The sequence below is a fragment of the Mesorhizobium sp. EU05-FHT14A09 genome (assembly GCF_058790995.1).
Genome location: NZ_JBYTDF010000003.1, coordinates 197596 through 213444, shown reverse-complemented (window position 1 = coordinate 213444; position 15849 = coordinate 197596). Strand labels below are relative to the sequence as shown.

General features: G+C 59.1%; 15 protein-coding genes. 5 read left to right on the top strand and 10 right to left on the bottom strand.

Features of this window, described 5'->3' with window-relative positions; genetic code table 11:
- Window positions 1-103 precede the first annotated feature (103 nt).
- Window positions 104-5677, top strand: coding sequence for a DUF3320 domain-containing protein (locus tag AC3WTO_RS12595; protein WP_492461076.1), 5574 nt, complete (start codon window positions 104-106; stop codon window positions 5675-5677).
- Window positions 5678-5787: 110 nt separating this feature from the next.
- On the opposite strand, the gene AC3WTO_RS12590 is transcribed toward AC3WTO_RS12595, so the two are convergent.
- From AC3WTO_RS12590 to AC3WTO_RS12565, 6 genes are all read right to left on the bottom strand, one after another.
- Window positions 5788-6195, bottom strand: coding sequence for a F0F1 ATP synthase subunit epsilon (locus tag AC3WTO_RS12590; protein ID WP_492461075.1), 408 nt, complete (start codon window positions 6193-6195; stop codon window positions 5788-5790).
- 65 nt (window positions 6196-6260) lie between these two features.
- Entirely contained in the window at window positions 6261-7895 is a 1635-nt protein-coding gene (gene atpD / locus AC3WTO_RS12585) for a F0F1 ATP synthase subunit beta (RefSeq protein WP_492461074.1), read from the bottom strand.
- Between the two features lie 73 nt (window positions 7896-7968).
- Complete coding sequence (locus AC3WTO_RS12580) at window positions 7969-8847, bottom strand: F0F1 ATP synthase subunit gamma (RefSeq protein ID WP_492461073.1); 879 nt, start codon at window positions 8845-8847, stop codon at window positions 7969-7971.
- 29 nt (window positions 8848-8876) lie between these two features.
- Window positions 8877-10406 (bottom strand): F0F1 ATP synthase subunit alpha, encoded by a 1530-nt coding sequence (atpA, locus tag AC3WTO_RS12575; protein ID WP_326894895.1) that lies wholly within the window; start codon window positions 10404-10406, stop codon window positions 8877-8879.
- Window positions 10406-10966 carry a F0F1 ATP synthase subunit delta gene (locus AC3WTO_RS12570; protein WP_492461072.1) on the bottom strand — a complete coding sequence of 187 codons (561 nt, stop codon included), beginning with the start codon at window positions 10964-10966 and terminating at the stop codon, window positions 10406-10408. The genes atpA and AC3WTO_RS12570 overlap by 1 nt, the downstream gene beginning before the upstream one ends.
- A gap of 246 nt (window positions 10967-11212) precedes the next feature.
- Window positions 11213-11608 (bottom strand): AGROH133_08824 family phage infection protein, encoded by a 396-nt coding sequence (locus AC3WTO_RS12565; RefSeq protein ID WP_492461071.1) that lies wholly within the window; start codon window positions 11606-11608, stop codon window positions 11213-11215.
- Between the two features lie 147 nt (window positions 11609-11755).
- Between AC3WTO_RS12565 and AC3WTO_RS12560 the strand changes: the two genes are divergently transcribed.
- The 4 genes from AC3WTO_RS12560 to AC3WTO_RS12545 all read left to right on the top strand — a co-directional run bounded on the left by AC3WTO_RS12560 (window position 11756) and on the right by AC3WTO_RS12545 (window position 13953).
- Window positions 11756-12484, top strand: coding sequence for an NAD-dependent epimerase/dehydratase family protein (locus AC3WTO_RS12560; RefSeq protein WP_492461070.1), 729 nt, complete (start codon window positions 11756-11758; stop codon window positions 12482-12484).
- A 53-nt stretch (window positions 12485-12537) separates the two neighbouring features.
- Window positions 12538-13017, top strand: a complete 480-nt coding sequence (locus AC3WTO_RS12555; protein WP_492461069.1) for a cupin domain-containing protein — start codon at window positions 12538-12540, stop codon at window positions 13015-13017.
- 129 nt (window positions 13018-13146) lie between these two features.
- Window positions 13147-13509 carry a MarR family winged helix-turn-helix transcriptional regulator gene (locus AC3WTO_RS12550; RefSeq protein WP_492461068.1) on the top strand — a complete coding sequence of 121 codons (363 nt, stop codon included), beginning with the start codon at window positions 13147-13149 and terminating at the stop codon, window positions 13507-13509.
- A gap of 84 nt (window positions 13510-13593) precedes the next feature.
- Window positions 13594-13953 carry a DoxX family protein gene (locus tag AC3WTO_RS12545; protein ID WP_492461067.1) on the top strand — a complete coding sequence of 120 codons (360 nt, stop codon included), beginning with the start codon at window positions 13594-13596 and terminating at the stop codon, window positions 13951-13953.
- A gap of 91 nt (window positions 13954-14044) precedes the next feature.
- On the opposite strand, the gene AC3WTO_RS12540 is transcribed toward AC3WTO_RS12545, so the two are convergent.
- Genes AC3WTO_RS12540 through AC3WTO_RS12525 form a run of 4 tightly spaced genes read right to left on the bottom strand, consistent with a single transcriptional unit; the run spans window position 14045 to window position 15808 of the window.
- The gene (locus AC3WTO_RS12540; protein WP_492461066.1) at window positions 14045-14512 is read right to left on the bottom strand and encodes an SRPBCC family protein; all 468 of its coding nucleotides are present in this window, start codon (window positions 14510-14512) and stop codon (window positions 14045-14047) included.
- On the bottom strand, window positions 14509-14847 hold the full coding sequence (locus AC3WTO_RS12535) for an ArsR/SmtB family transcription factor (RefSeq protein ID WP_492461065.1): 339 nt from the start codon (window positions 14845-14847) through the stop codon (window positions 14509-14511). Before AC3WTO_RS12535 ends, AC3WTO_RS12540 begins: the two co-directional genes overlap by 4 nt.
- A gap of 8 nt (window positions 14848-14855) precedes the next feature.
- The gene (locus AC3WTO_RS12530; RefSeq protein WP_492461064.1) at window positions 14856-15548 is read right to left on the bottom strand and encodes a glutathione S-transferase family protein; all 693 of its coding nucleotides are present in this window, start codon (window positions 15546-15548) and stop codon (window positions 14856-14858) included.
- Window positions 15549-15580: 32 nt separating this feature from the next.
- Window positions 15581-15808, bottom strand: a complete 228-nt coding sequence (locus AC3WTO_RS12525) for a hypothetical protein (protein WP_492461063.1) — start codon at window positions 15806-15808, stop codon at window positions 15581-15583.
- Window positions 15809-15849: the final 41 nt, after the last annotated feature.

The window sequence follows — 15849 nt, the reverse complement described above, 5'->3', positions numbered from 1 at the left end:
CATGCTCATCAAGCGATAATACGTCATTGGAATAACACCTTTGTTATTGCAGACAGCACCTGTCTACGCTCTATTTGTCTCGATTTTTTGAGGGGCGAAACAATTGTCGGAATTCGAAGGCTCTGTCTTTCAGAGTAATCTGCCGCTGGCGGAAAAATTGGAACGCGCGCGGACAGAACTACTGGATTTGTCGGCGAGAAACCGTCTGTTGAATGTCCCACGCTTCTCCAAAAGCGCCAAAACCGTCGATGTTGTCGACGAACGGACATCGGAGATCTACAGATTGCTTGTGAATGAGGCAAAGGCGTTCACGTTCCTGCCCGGAAAACCCGATCGTCCAAAGAAAGGCGCCATGAGCCCGAACCTCCAAGACGAGGAGGAGGACGACTACTCCCCAATAGCGCTCGCGCAACCTGAAGATGACGAACTTAACGACAGAGGTATGGCGCGAAGGCACCTGGATACAGGACTTCAGACGCGGATGACCCCGACGGGGCTACAAAAGCGCCTGCTGGACTTGTATTTCGATGCCCGTACCCTGGAGGAGGAACAGGGCGTAAACATCCTTTTTCTCGCGCTAGGTATGCTGAAGTGGATCGATCCAAACAATAAGGAAAACATCCGCCACGCGCCGCTGATATTGGTCCCGGTTAAACTGGAGCGAGGAACTGCTGGGGAAAAATTTCGGCTCCGAGTTCGCGCGGAAGATCAAACCACAAACCTCTCTCTCGAAGCCTATCTGGATCGAGTCCACCAGCTGACATTGCCTACGTTCGATGTCGGAGATGATTTCGACCCGAATGGCTATCTTGAAGCCGTAGCTGCTGCCGTCTCGACCAAACAGGGGTGGGAAGTTCTTCCGGACGATATGGTCCTCGGCTTCTTCTCTTTTGCGAAGTTCCTGATGTATCGGGATCTCGACACTGGGAACTGGCCCGAAAGCGCGCAGATTGCCGATCAGCCAAAGATTCGAGCTCTCCTCGCGGACGGTTTTGAAATCAACGAACCTTTGATGCCGGACGATCTCGCAATCGATCCGGTGATCTCTCCTGCTGATATGCTCCACATTGTGGATAGCGACAGTTCGCAGACACTTGCAATTCACGATGTGCGTAGCGGTCGGGATTTGGTGATCCAGGGACCGCCCGGTACCGGCAAGTCGCAAACCATCGCAAACATTATCGCATCTGCCGTGGCTGACGGAAAAACAGTCCTTTTCGTCGCAGAAAAAATGGCGGCACTTGAGGTAGTCAAACGACGGTTGGACCACGCAGGAGTCGGTGACGCGTGCCTCGAACTCCACAGCAATAAAGCCAACAAGCGAATGATGCTTGAAGAGTTGAGGCGCACCTGGCAACTCGGATCGCCGCGGGGGCAGTTCCCTTCAGCATTGGCTAGCCAATTGCTTGAGGTTCGAGACAAATTGAACGAGCACGCCATCCGCATGCACGAACATCACAGTCCGTCGGGGCTAACCGCATACCAGATTTTTGGACAGCTAACTCGCCTACGCCAGCAGGGCCAACGCCCTGTGGACATCCCCTTGAATGGCGCGACTACATGGGCCTCAGCGGACGTCAGCGCAAGAAGAAGGATGCTCGATGAGATAGCTCAACGGGTGGACGATATCGGGCTGCCGCTTCATCATCCGTGGCGTGGTGTAGGACTTGAGGTGGTACTTCCCACCACAATCGAGAGATTGCTCCCTCGTATTGAAAACCTGTTGTCACAACTCACAACCGTGCGGCGGCACCTCTCCGCAATTGCGAGGGAGATCGAACATGATCAACCTCAGACGCTTCGAGATTTTACGCCCGTTCTGAGACGTGCCGAAATTCTCGCTGCGGCCCCATCTCTGTCTCCTAATGCGCTTACAGCCTCATGTTGGGATGAAGAGGGTAAGGAGATCTCAGCGCTGATTTGGACCGGGACTGACTTCGAGAGAAAGTTCGCTGAGTTGTCCGAGAATCTTCAACCTGATGCGGTCGATCAGTCGATTGAAGGGCTGGATACAGAGCTTTCCAAATTGCCTGCGAGTTTCCCAGTCGATGGGTTTCTTCGGGCCCGGCAACTCACCATCCTGTTGCCGCGACTGAATGACGAGGCTGAACGATTGAACCAGGAGTTGGGTGGTTCTGTGCTGCCTAATACACTTTCAGGATTCCTCCGATTGGTTGCAATGGGCGAGCGGGTTGCCGCAGCTCCCGATGCAAGTCCGGAAGCCTTTGCAGCCACGGTGTGGGACTCTGGAATGGAACAGGCAGGCGAACTCGCCGAAAGTGTCGCGGTACTGGAGGCTGCGCGCGTGGCGCTCCAGGGAAAGTTTGCAGATGTCGCATGGTCAACGGATGTTGCAGCTACAAGACAGGCTTTAGCGACTCATACTGGATTGTTGAAGGCCGTGAGTGGCGATTATCGTCGGGCAAAAGCACTGACACGCTCCATCGTTTCAGATCCCAATACGCCCAACTCCGAGTTAGTCGGCTTACTCGATACGCTTATGAAAGGGCAGGTAGCAGCTAAGAAGATTCACGAAAGCGACTCTTTCGGTAAATCGGCCTTCGGAGCCGATTGGCGAGGCGACCGGTCATCTTCGGCGCCGTTGCTAGCTCTGGTGGAATGGATGCGGACTCTTCGCGGTTTAGGCGCTGAGCCGAGGATAATTGCCGGGCGCCTAGCTGAGCGCTCAGAGGCTGGCGCCCGAGCAGAGCGCGTACGCAAGATTCTTGAGATTGGCCGGCCGATAATCGAAGGCTTCTGGGACGATCTAGGGCACCTTGCTTCGTCCCAACTGGGCGACGTAGCCTCCGTGGAGCGAGCTCGTTTGGATTTGTTGGAGGAAAGAGCCAAATCTGTCTTCGATGCGGATGAAGTATCGAGGAAAGCGTTTGTTCGAATTCCGGCGTCTATCGGAGAGCGCATCAAGCTTGCAAGCCAATTGCTGGAACTACAGCGGCTGGCTACGTCAATTGGCGAGGCTACGGTTCTCGGCGAAGCCTCGATGGGCGCTGCCTGGACCGGTCGGACCTCAAATTGGGCAGAACTTGCCAACGCAGAGCTTTGGATTAGACAAAACGGTGCATTAAGGCACCTCGCTGCGCGCCTACGAAATGGAACCGACGTCGCCACTTCAGCTCAACAAGTTCATGATAAAGGCGAGGAAACTATTCGCGGGCTCGAATCTCTTACCGCTGAGTTGAACAGCGATACGACATCACTCTTTGGTACGAATGATTTCCGTGACGTGAACCTGCAGGAATTGAACTTGAGATTGGCTTCATGGTTGGAACGTCATGAGCAACTATCGAAATGGGTCGCCTATCGAGAACTTCATGAAAGCGCAACGAAAGCGGGCCTTGGAGAGTTGGTCTCCGCTGTCGCCGACGGACGACTGGCTACAAATTCCCTAGGGTCGTCGTTTGATATCGCCTATTACGAGACCATTCTGACGGCAATGGCCGCTGAGGAACCTGGACTAGTACGGTTCGATGGTGAGTTGCACTCGCGAGCAGTGCGCGACTTTGGAGACTTGGACAGGCAGCGCATCAAAGCAGCGGCGATCGAAGTTGTCACGGCTCATCATCGAAGAATTCCGCCGCGAGATGGCGGTGTCGGTCCCGTTGGATTGCTGCGCTCTGAGATGGCGCGCAAACGCGGCCATATACCCATTAGACAGTTGATGTTGCGGGCTGGCCCAGCCATTCAGGCCATTAAACCTGTCTTCATGATGAGCCCGCTGTCGGTGGCACAATTTCTGTCACCCGGAAAGATGTCGTTTGATTTGCTTGTAATGGATGAGGCATCTCAAATCCAACCGGTAGACGCCTTAGGAGCAATTGCTAGAGCTAAACAAGTCGTTGTTGTGGGGGACGAGCGTCAGCTTCCGCCGACTACGTTCTTTGCAAAGATGACAGGATCACAGCCCGAGGATGACGAAGGCGAGGGAGCACAAGTCGCAGATATTGAGAGTATTCTCGGGCTCTTCATTGCTCGCGGCCTTCCAGAGCGGATGCTCCGGTGGCATTACCGCAGCCGCCACCAATCACTGATTGCTGTATCCAACAGCCAATTTTACGAAAATCGTCTATTCATCGTTCCGAGCCCCTACACCCAAGAAGCTGGAATGGGCTTGCGCTTCCACCACGTACCGGATGGGGTGTTCGATTCAGGTGGGACAGGCACGAATGCAGTTGAAGCCAAAACTGTCGCTGAGGCCATTATTCGGCATGCCAAAACAAACCCTCAGGAGTCCCTCGGCGTCGCGACTTTCTCAGTAAGCCAACGGCGGGCAATTCAGGACGAGCTTGAGGCTCTTCGGCGATTGAACCCGGATACCGAGGACTTCTTCCATGCCCATCCCAGCGAACCATTTTTCGTCAAGAATCTGGAAAACGTTCAAGGCGATGAGCGCGATGTCATCATTATTTCTGTTGGCTACGCGAGGAACGCCCAGGGCTATATGGCGATGCGTTTCGGTCCACTGGGTGCCGAGGGTGGCGAACGACGCCTGAACGTTCTGATCAGTCGAGCCAAGCGTCGATGTGAGGTATTCGCCTCGATAACAGACGACGATATCGACCTTGAGCGTGGCAAGGGGAAAGGCATCTTCGCCTTCAAACTGTTTTTGCATTTTGCGCGGACGGGAAGGCTTACGATCTCTCATTCAACCCCGCGAGAGATAGACTCCGTATTCGAGGAACAGGTTGCTAACGCACTCATTGAAAGAGGATACCAAGTTCACGCACAAGTCGGCATTGCGGGCTTCTTTATCGACCTCGCGATTGCCGATCCAGAGCGCCCCGGCCGCTACCTTCTTGGGATCGAATGTGACGGTTTTGCGTACCATTCGTCTCGCTCTGCGCGAGACAGAGATCGTCTCAGGCAAGCAGTCCTCGAAGATCACGGCTGGATCATCCACCGAATTTGGAGCCCTGATTGGTTCCAACGCCCACAAGAACAACTTGAGCGAACTATTGCAGCGATCGAAGGGGCAAGAACGGAACTCGATGCAAGGCTAGAACTCGGATTCCAGCGCAGCCGTGCTATTGCGGTCGAAGTGGTCACGGTGGATCGCGGGGATCTCACAGAAGTTGGATTGGCGGAAGTGCCCCCTGCAGACAATCCGAGACGCGCCTATGTGGAGACGGAAGTGAAGCGCCCGGGCACTTACGAGTTACACGAAACTCCAGTTGGTCTTATGGCAGGGCTTGTTGAAGAGGTTGTCTCGACGGAAGCGCCAATTCATTTGGATGAGGTAGTCAGCCGTATCCGAGACGCCTGGGGCCTTTTACGTGCAGGTGGCAGAATCCAAGAAGCTGTGGAGCGTGGTCTTAAGACGGCCGAAAGCCGAGGTTCGGTTGAGCGCCGTGGAGACTTCCTTTTTCATCCTGGAGGAGCGGTCATGCTACGGGATAGAAGTCAGGTGTTTTCTCCCGGGTTGCGAAAGCCTGAATCAATTTCGGTGGAAGAGCTCGCACAAGGCGCCATCGAGGTCATTGCTGCCAACCTAGGTGCAACAGAAGAAGAGATCGTAACGCGAGTGTCACGCCTCCTCGGGTTCAAGGCAACTAGTGCCCAGTTACGAAACTCAATCTTAGGAGCGCTGGCTCAACTCACGGCGAGCGGTACGCTTGTGACTGCAGATGGATTACTAACGATTGCATCTGCCGCCGGCTAAGCACGACGCCGTTAGGACATAGGCTTGTCCATTGCCAGTGTTTGGACGCCGCTTCCCAACAAAAAAAGCCGGGCTCTGCCCGGCTTTTTCAATTCAGTATGTCCAATCCGTCAGGCAGGCAAGAGTGCGCCTTCCAGCGTGGTCAGCTGGTGCAGGAACTGCTCCGCCTTGCTGCGCGACGCGTCGTCCTTGGAATCGGCGATGTCCTCGCGCGCTTCCTGGATACGACGGGCGATGTCGGAACGGTCGATATCCTCGACAGCGACAGCCGATTCCGCCAGCAGTGTGCAGCCAGACGGCAGGATGTCGGCGAAACCGCCGAACACCACGAAACGCTGTACGTTTCCGGAAGCCGGCTTCACCGTAACGACACCCGGCTTGATGGTGGTCATGACCGGAGCATGTTCCGCCATGACGGTCATCTCGCCTTCCGCACCCGGAATGACGACGGACTCGACCTCTTCCGAGACAAGCAGACGCTCGGGCGAGACCAGTTCAAATTTGAAAGCTTTAGCCATGTCGTCTCACTAACGCTCGGAACGAAACGCGCGGACGTTATCGTCCGCGCGATTGCTTTTTGCGATCAAGCCGCTTCGGCAGCCAGACGCTGGGCCTTCTCGACCGCCTCGTCGATGTTGCCGACCATGTAGAAGGCGGCTTCCGGCAGGTGATCGTAGTCGCCGTTGCAGAGACCCTTGAAGCCCTTGATGGTGTCGGCGAGGTCGACCAGCTTGCCAGGGGCGCCGGTGAACACTTCGGCGACGAAGAACGGCTGCGACAGGAAGCGCTCGATCTTGCGGGCGCGGGCAACGGTCTGCTTGTCCTCTTCCGACAGCTCGTCCATGCCCAGGATGGCGATGATGTCCTGCAGCGACTTGTAGCGCTGGAGGATCGACTGCACCTGACGGGCGACCTGATAGTGCTCGTCACCGACGATCAGCGGATCCAGCATACGCGAGGTCGAGTCCAGCGGATCCACCGCAGGATAGATACCCTTTTCCGAGATGGCGCGGTTCAACACGGTCGTCGCATCAAGGTGCGCGAACGAGGTTGCCGGCGCCGGGTCGGTCAAGTCGTCGGCTGGCACGTAGATGGCCTGCACCGAGGTGATTGAACCCTTGGTGGTGGTGGTGATGCGCTCCTGCAGCGCGCCCATGTCGGTGGCGAGCGTCGGCTGATAACCCACGGCCGAAGGAATACGGCCGAGCAGAGCCGACACTTCCGAACCCGCCTGGGTGAAGCGGAAGATGTTGTCGACGAAGAACAGCACGTCCTGGCCCTGATCGCGGAAATACTCGGCGACCGTCAGACCGGTCAGAGCGACGCGGGCGCGGGCTCCCGGCGGCTCGTTCATCTGGCCATAGACGAGCGCCGCCTTCGAACCTTCGCCGCCGCCCTTCTTGTTGACGCCCGACTCGATGAACTCGTGATAGAGATCATTGCCTTCGCGGGTGCGCTCACCGACACCGGCGAACACCGAATAGCCGCCGTGCGCCTTGGCAACGTTGTTGATCAGTTCCTGGATGAGAACGGTCTTGCCGACGCCGGCGCCGCCGAACAGGCCGATCTTACCGCCGCGAGCATAAGGTGCGAGCAGGTCGAGAACCTTGATGCCGGTGACGAGGATCTGCGCTTCCGTCGACTGGTCGACATAGGCCGGGGCCGGCTGGTGGATGGAGCGGATTTCGATGCCGTCGACGGGACCAGCTTCGTCAACCGGCTCGCCGATGACGTTGATGATGCGGCCGAGCATGCCCGGACCGACCGGAACCGAGATCGGCGCGCCGGTGTCGTAGACCGACTGGCCACGAACCAGACCTTCGGTGGAGTCCATGGCGATGCAGCGCACGGTGTTTTCGCCGAGGTGCTGGGCGACTTCGAGAACCAGACGGTTGCCGACGTTCTCGGTCTCCAGCGCGTTCAGGATCGCCGGCAGATGGTTGTCGAACTGCACGTCGACAACGGCGCCGATGACCTGGCGGACCTTGCCGGCAGAGCCAGTGGCCTTGACCGCGATGGTCTTGGCTGGAGCCTTCGCTGCCGCGGCAGCCTTGGCTGGGGCCGTAGCCTTCGCCGGAGCTGCAGTCTTGGCCGGTGCCGCTGCCTTTGCGGGAGCGGCCGCCTTCTTTTCCGGGGCGGTCTTTGCCGCCGCAGGCGCCTTGGAAGCAGCCGCGGCCTTCGCCGGTGCCTCCTTCTTCGGGGTCGCTGCTTTCGCCATCGTGTTTACCCTTTTTCGTCCGTTTGGTTACCGCGTGCTCCGTGCGAAGGCCACCGGCCCTCGCGGTTCACGCTTAGAGCGCCTCGGCGCCCGAAATGATTTCGATCAGTTCCTTGGTGATCTGCGCCTGACGCTGACGGTTGTACGTGATCGACAGCCTGTTGATCATATCACCGGCGTTGCGCGTCGCACTGTCCATCGCGCTCATCTTGGCGCCCATCTCACCGGCTGCGTTTTCAAGCAGCGCACGGAAGATCTGCACCGCGATGTTGCGCGGGATGAGGTCGGAAAGGATTTCGCCTGGCTCCGGCTCGTATTCGTAAACGGCGGCGCCGTTGCTGGCTTCACCCGAAGCTTCCATCGCCGCAGGAATGATCTGCTGCGCGGTCGGAACCTGGCTGATCACCGACTTGAAGTTCGAATAGAACAGCGTGCAGACGTCGAATTGGCCATCGTTGAACAGGCCGATCACCTTCTTGGCGATCGCATCCGCATTGACGAAGCTCAGCGTGCGCACTTCGCGCAGGTCGACGCGGTCGAGGATCAGCGATGCGTAGTCGCGGCGCAAGATGTCGAAGCCCTTCTTGCCGACGCAGATGATCTTCACCTGCTTGCCGGCCGCCAGAAGCTTGCGGATATGGTCACGCGCCAGACGCGCGATCTGCGAGTTGAAGCCACCGCACAGGCCGCGCTCAGCGGTGCAGACGACGAGCAGATGCACGTCGTCCTTGCCGGTGCCGGTCATCAGCGCCGGAGCGTCACTGCCGCCACCGACCGCCTGGGTGATGTTGGCCAGCACCGCGCCCATCCGTTCGGAGTAGGGACGCGCCGCTTCCGCAGCCTCCTGGGCACGACGCAGCTTCGCCGCAGCGACCATCTGCATCGCTTTGGTGATCTTCTGCGTCGCCTTGACCGAGGCGATACGGTTACGAAGGTCTTTTAGTGAAGGCATGCTTCAAACCCGGTCCCGTCTTCCGCCACTTACGCGAAGGTCTTGGCGAAGTTGTCGATCTCGGCCTTCAGCTTGCCGCGCAGATCGTCCGACAGCGCCTTCTCCTTGCGGATCGCATCGAGAACCGCCTTGCCGGCGTTGCGCATATGCGAGAGCAGACCCTGCTCGAACTTGCTGACCTGATTGAGCGACAGCTTGTCGAGATAGCCGTTCACGCCGGCGAAGATCACGGCGACCTGCTCTTCGGTCTTGAGCGGCGAGAACTGCGGCTGCTTCAAGAGCTCCGTCAGGCGCGAACCACGATTCAGCAGGCGCTGCGTTGCGGCGTCGAGGTCCGAGCCGAACTGCGCGAAGGCCGCCATTTCGCGGTACTGTGCGAGCTCGCCCTTAATCGAACCTGCAACCTGCTTCATCGCCTTGATCTGGGCCGACGAGCCGACGCGCGACACCGAGAGACCGACGTTCACGGCCGGGCGGATACCCTGGAAGAACAGGTTGGTTTCAAGGAAGATCTGGCCGTCGGTGATCGAGATCACGTTGGTCGGGATGTAAGCCGACACGTCGTTGGCCTGCGTCTCGATGACCGGCAGAGCGGTCAGCGAACCGTTGCCGTTGTCGTCATTAAGCTTCGCAGCGCGCTCAAGCAGACGGGAGTGCAGGTAGAAGACGTCGCCCGGATAAGCTTCACGGCCCGGCGGGCGGCGCAGCAGCAGCGACATCTGACGATAGGCAACGGCCTGCTTGGACAGATCGTCGTAGGAAATCAGGGCATGCATGCCGTTGTCGCGGAAATATTCGCCCATGGTGCAGCCGGTAAACGGCGCCAGGAACTGCATCGGCGCCGGGTCCGAAGCGGTGGCAGCGATGATGATCGAGTAATCGAGCGCGCCACGCTCTTCCAGCACCTTCACGAACTGCGCAACGGTCGAACGCTTCTGGCCGACGGCAACGTAGACGCAGAACAGCTTTTCCGATTCAGGGCCGGTTTCGTGCACCGACTTCTGGTTCAGCATGGTGTCAAGGATGATGGCGGTCTTGCCGGTCTGACGGTCACCGATGACCAGCTCGCGCTGGCCGCGGCCGACCGGGATGAGCGCGTCGATGGCCTTGAGGCCGGTCGACATCGGCTCGTGCACCGACTTGCGGGGAATGATGCCCGGCGCCTTGACGTCGACGCGGCGACGCTCGACGCCCTTGATCGGGCCCTTGCCGTCGATCGGATTGCCGAGCGCGTCAACGACGCGACCGAGCAGTCCCGGACCGACCGGAACGTCCACGATGGCACCGGTACGCTTGACGGTGTCGCCTTCCTTGATGTCGCGGTCGGCACCGAAGATAACGACGCCGACATTGTCGGCTTCGAGGTTCAGCGCCATGCCGCGGATGCCGCCCGGGAACTCGACCATCTCACCGGCCTGGACGTTGTCCAGACCGTAGACGCGGGCGATACCGTCGCCCACCGACAGGACCTGACCCACCTCGGAGACTTCGGCTTCCTTGCCGAAGTTCTTGATCTGGTCTTTCAGAATTGCGGAAATTTCCGCGGCGCGGATGTCCATCAGCCGACCTCTTTCAGTGCAAGCTTGAGCGAATTGAGTTTGGTTTTAAGCGACGTGTCGATCTGGCGCGAGCCCATCTTCACGATCATGCCACCGAGCAGCGAAGGATCGACCGTAACGGTGATCGCAACGTCCTTGCCGGCGACAGCTTTCAGTGCAGTCTTCAGTTCGGCCTCCTGGGCCGACGTCAGCGCATGCGCCGACGTCACCTCGGCGGCAGTCTCCCCGCGATGCTCGGCAGCGATGCGGCGGAACGCCTTGATCATGCCAGGCACGGCGAAGAGGCGCCGGTTGCCGGCCACGACGCGCAGGAAGTTTCCGGCGAGGCCGACGATCTTGGCCTTGTCGGCGATGGCGGAGATGGCGCGGACCTGTTCTTCGGTCGAGAAGACCGGGCTCTCGATCAGGCGCTTTAGATCATCGCTACCGGAAAGCAGGGCCTCGAAACTGCTGAGATCTGCTTCGACCTTGGCGATGGAGTTCGCCTGAAGTGCCAGCTCGAAAAGCGATGACGCATAGCGTTCTGCGACAGCGGAGATTGGCGAGGACGTTTGGGCCACGGACCGTCTTTTCTCTTGTCTGAGAGGCCGCAGATCGTTGGCGCGAGCGAAAACTCTGGCTAAATCTTTGACCTTACTGCATTTTTTCAAGCCAAGGGACGCGGCTTCCGCTGTCCCCGGGTCGAAAGTCGGTTGCCGTCTAGCACAGGCTTTTCAGGACCGCAATGCGTCCACGGACATGCTTTCAAGGCACTTTTGTCGCATCCGGCGGCCGAGTTCAATGGCTGGCGGCGGATTCACCGTGATTCAGGGCAAAAAGCCGAAGGCGAAGGCAAGCGGCAACACCGCCAGCACGATCTCCACGACGACTGCACCCCAGTTGTATGGTGTGTTGGCGCCATCCGACATCATGGCGAGGATTCGCCCGAAGGCGGTGAACAGCCAGGAGAAGCCGAGCGCCATATAGAGCAGCGGCTGGGCCAGGAGAATCGCGCAGAGCCCGACGCCGAGATAAAAACCAGCCATGCGCGCCCGCCCTTCGGCGATCGCCTCCGGTTTTTCCGGCTTGGGCTGCAGGCGTAGCAGCTTGAAACAGAGACCCGGCGCAAAGAACAGGGCCAGACCGAGCAGCAGCGTGACCGCCGCGCTAGACCATGCGAGCCATTCGCCCTGGGTCGCCGGCCAAGGAAATGAAAATTCCATTGTAGTCCCCTCGTAACGAGGCCGCATTGAAGATCATCGTTCCGGGAAGTCAAGCGCGCGGCCGTGCGCACCATCATCGCATCGTCATCGCTTGACGCGGTATCAGTGCACTGATATCAGTGCTTTGACACTATGGAGACGACCTGGATGAGGCATAGGATTTTTCTCGCTGGTGCTACGGGAGCTGTTGGGCAGCGCCTCGTACCGATGCTTGTAGAAGGCGGCCATCTCGTATGGGGCGCCACGCGCTCGGCAGCAAAAGCCGAAGACCTGGAAACGGCAGGCGCAAGAGCCGCAATCGTTGATGTCTTCGACGCCGCTACGCTGGCGGCAGCCATGCTAGAAATCCGGCCGCAGATCGTCATTCATCAGTTGACCGACCTGCCGAAGGATCTCGATCCAGCTCAGATGGGCGAAGCCATCGTGCGCAACGCCCGCATACGCGACGAAGGCACCCGCAATCTCGTCGAGGCGGCAAAGCGCGCTGGCGCCACACGACTGATCGCGCAGAGCATCGCCTGGGCTTACGCGCCCGGCCCACTGCCACATGGTGAACAGGACCCTCTGGATGCCGACGCAGAAGGGCCCCGCGCGATCAGCGTCAATGGCGTCATTGCACTGGAAAGTCAGGTTCTCGCTGCACCGATGGATGCCGTCATCCTGCGCTACGGACAGTTCTACGGCCCAGGTACCGGATGTGATGCGCCAAAACCCGGCGCCTCAGTGCATGTCGACGCCGCGGCCGGCGCGGCTTTGCTCGCCGTCGACCGTGGCAGCGGCATCTACAACATCGCACAACCGAACGATCAGGTTTCCACCGAGAAGGCCGCCGCGGAACTCGGATGGGATGCCGGTTTCAGGAGAAACAGGACATGAGTCAGGTGTTCAACGACAGGGTATCGCAAGTTACGCCGAAGCGGCGATACGCTTTGTCGGCCGCGATCCTTGTGGCCGCTATCGCTCTCGCTGGGGTCTATCTCGCGGTGTCGAAGCCGCGACCGGCTGCCATGCACATGGCAGAGGGCAGTTTGCCTGCCTCAGCTTCAGCCCGGCCAGCGACTGAAATCAAACCGATTTCCTGCACGCCCCTGGCCGACATTCCCGGCAAGGCCGTGACCATGGCCATCGTGAACTTCCCGCCAGATGCCTACACGCCCCGCCATCATCACCCCGGCAACGTCACCGCCTTTGTCTTGAAAGGCACGCTGAAATCACAGCTCGCAGGTGAGCCGCCGATGACCTACAGCGAAGGACAGAGCTGGTTTGAACCGAAAGGCGCAATCCATCTGTTTGCGGAGAACGCCAGCAAGACCGAACCTGCTTCCTTGCTTGCCATGTTCGTCGCGGACGAGAATTGTGGGCCCTTGACGGTGTTTTTGCCCGATGACCATGAAGGCCACACCAACTGAGCAGGGAGAGACGTCATAGCCAGCGCGGATTCCAAACAGCAGATACCACGCACCGGCGAAGGCAAGCGCGGTGAGGATGGTTATTTCGGCTATCTGCTGCGCCAGGCGGCAGGGGCCTATCGCTACCGCATGGAGGCGACACTCGCAGATCTCGGCATCACCCAGCCGCAATTCGCGGTGTTGGCGATGCTGAATGCCTATCCCGGCCTGTCCAACGCCGATCTGGCACGCGCGGCATTGCTGACGCCGCAGACGCTCAGCGTCATCGTTGCCAACCTCGAAAAGGCCGGGACGATCGTGAAACGTCGCCATGCCAGCAACGAGCGTATCCGCCAGCTGGAACTGAGCGAAAAAGGTGAGGCGCTCTATGCCGAGGCACGCGGACGCGTCCGGCTGCTAGAGGTCGATCTTGCTGCCGGATATTCCGAAGACGAACAGAAGATCGTGCGCCGCTGGCTAGCCGCTGTCACGGCTGGCACGCCGGACGACTGAAGCGGACCGTTTGGCCGTTTCTTTCAAGATCATGGCGAGATGCCGGGACATGATGTGACACGCTCACACCATGCGAGGTCTGCCATGCTCTTTTTCGTTCAGCATCTGGGCTTCATCCTGCTCGGCGGCGTCTTTGTCTGGGCGGGACTGGAGCATTTCCTGCGCTTCCGAGCCATCACCGGACAGCTTGGCGAGCATGGCTTCCCGGCACCGGTGCCGCTGCTCGCTGCCGGCTCAATGCTCGAGATAACGGCCGGCCTGTGTCTGGCTCTCGGTTTCTACAGACCTTATGCCGCGGTCGCCCTGATCGTGTTCACAATCGCTGCAAGCACGCTAGCACTCAATTTCTGGCGTTATTCCGGCCCACAAAGAGAGGGCCTGCGCTCCACCTTCATCGTCAACATTGCCGTTGTCGGCGGCCTGTTCCTGGCGATGACCTTGTGAACCTTCACGCATGTTTTCAGCGAGCCAATGCGAACTGCTGGAAGTCCGACAAGTGATATATCAATTGATATATCACAATAAAAACCGTAGCCTAGTGCACACCGATGGCTTCCATCGCGATGATGTCCGCGAGCAGGTCCAACCCCTCGCCGGTACCGGCGATACGCAACGGTAACGCGTTGGCATCGCCAAGCCAGGCGATCTGTTCCGTGAAGACCATCCGCGTCTGGGCCGCCTCGGCAAAGAACTCGACCGTCGCCAGCGACGCTGAAAGCCGTTCGTCTGCGAAGCTCATGTCGAAGGCATAGATAATGCGCTTCGCTGGCACGATATCGAGATAGCGGGCAAGGAAAGTCTGCTCATGCCCTTTGTCGGTACGCCAGCGTTTGGCCTCGATGCCGCCGACGCGAAAATCGAACGCCTCCTCAAGCACGGTCCAGTCGGGATGACAGGAGGTCCAGCGCTCCTTGAGCGCCTGCTCCGAAAAAAAGCGGAAGGCATGCTTCGGACTGGCTGCCAGCTCACGCTCAACGACAAAGGTCTTGTGCTCGATCGTCATGATTGTTCCTCTTCAGGCATTTCAGCAATCGCTTGGGCGAGGCGATCGAATGCGGCATTGAGAGCGGTTTCTCGCGCACCCACCCAATCGTTCACCGGCGAGAATGCGTCGCGCCGCATGGCATAGGTGCGGGTGCGGCCAGCCTTGCGCGAAACCACGATGCCGCCCTCTTCGAGAACCTTGAGATGCTTGACCGCTGACGGCAGTCGCATATTGGCCGGCTGCGCCAGTTCTTTCACCGTGGCCGGACCACGCGCCAGCTGTTCGACCATGCCGCGTCGGCCTGGGTCGGCGAGTGCCAGGAAGATGCGGTCGAGGGGCTGGGCTTGCTGCATGGATAACCTCAGACAAAGGCGGCGCCGCTTGCAAAACGCTCCGGCATGACTGCGCGGTAGGGGAACATTGAGAAGAATGGCCGCGCTTCTTCAAGCGTTCTCTTGACCGACGGCCGCTTCAGCAAACGTTCGAAATAGGCGGAGAGACTATCCTGATCGGCAGCAAATGGATGCACGATCGAAGAAAAAAACAGGCATGGAGCCGCGGCGCAATCGGCGATGGTGAAGTCGTCACCGGTGGCCCACTTTTTCCCGGCCAATTGCCCATCGATCATGGCATAGGCGGTGTCCAGGGTCTTCCTGGCGGAAGCAACGCCGACGGGATCGTTGCCACCCTCCGGCCGCAGCCGGTCGGTAACCACCTTCTGCATCGGCTCACTGACATAGAGATCGAAAAAGCGGTCCCACAAACGAGCCTCGAGTTGCGCGTCCGCAGCTTCCGGCAGCATCGGCAATGGGCCCGCATATTGCTGCTGCACATATTCGATGATGATGCTGGTTTCCGGCACCACACGATTGCGGGCAGCGTCATGCAGAACCGGGATCTTGCCCACCGGCCATCGCGCCAGATGCTGCGCCGCCGAACCGGGATCCATGAGGTCGACGGTCTCGGAACGGAAATCCACCTGGTTTTCGTAAAACGCGATCAGAACCTTGTGGCAGAACGCGGCGAGCGGATGGAGATACAGGGTCAGCGACATGAAGGGTCCTCAATAGTTTCCATTGGCGGAAACTATTTGCTTGCAGGCGGCATGGCAACAAAAACTTTCCGCTTGCGGAAACCTTTTGCTCTCCTCTTGCCATCCCTTGCCAGCAGCCCGGCCTCATCAAGCCGGACGGCAGGCTTGTCCTCGCTTATGAGCAACCATCGACAGATCAGGTTGGACCGATCGCCGCCGGACTTCGCAGCAACCTCGAAGCCGCGGGCTGGCAGCTGATGCGAACCGACACGGCGGAACACGCGCCGCTCCTGCTGACCGTGGCCAGACCGCTCTGACCGAC

Bases quoted from the DNA above. Each gene is read 5' to 3' on its own strand.
- AC3WTO_RS12590 (WP_492461075.1), bottom strand. From the start codon at position 6,195: ATGGCTAAAGCTTTCAAATTTGAACTGGTCTCGCCCGAGCGTCTGCTT.
- atpD (WP_492461074.1), bottom strand. From the start codon at position 7,895: ATGGCGAAAGCAGCGACCCCGAAGAAGGAGGCACCGGCGAAGGCCGCG.
- AC3WTO_RS12580 (WP_492461073.1), bottom strand. From the start codon at position 8,847: ATGCCTTCACTAAAAGACCTTCGTAACCGTATCGCCTCGGTCAAGGCG.
- atpA (WP_326894895.1), bottom strand. From the start codon at position 10,406: ATGGACATCCGCGCCGCGGAAATTTCCGCAATTCTGAAAGACCAGATC.
- AC3WTO_RS12565 (WP_492461071.1), bottom strand. From the start codon at position 11,608: ATGGAATTTTCATTTCCTTGGCCGGCGACCCAGGGCGAATGGCTCGCA.
- AC3WTO_RS12560 (WP_492461070.1), top strand. From the start codon at position 11,756: ATGAGGCATAGGATTTTTCTCGCTGGTGCTACGGGAGCTGTTGGGCAG.
- AC3WTO_RS12550 (WP_492461068.1), top strand. From the start codon at position 13,147: ATGGAGGCGACACTCGCAGATCTCGGCATCACCCAGCCGCAATTCGCG.
- AC3WTO_RS12545 (WP_492461067.1), top strand. From the start codon at position 13,594: ATGCTCTTTTTCGTTCAGCATCTGGGCTTCATCCTGCTCGGCGGCGTC.
- AC3WTO_RS12540 (WP_492461066.1), bottom strand. From the start codon at position 14,512: ATGACGATCGAGCACAAGACCTTTGTCGTTGAGCGTGAGCTGGCAGCC.
- AC3WTO_RS12535 (WP_492461065.1), bottom strand. From the start codon at position 14,847: ATGCAGCAAGCCCAGCCCCTCGACCGCATCTTCCTGGCACTCGCCGAC.
- AC3WTO_RS12530 (WP_492461064.1), bottom strand. From the start codon at position 15,548: ATGTCGCTGACCCTGTATCTCCATCCGCTCGCCGCGTTCTGCCACAAG.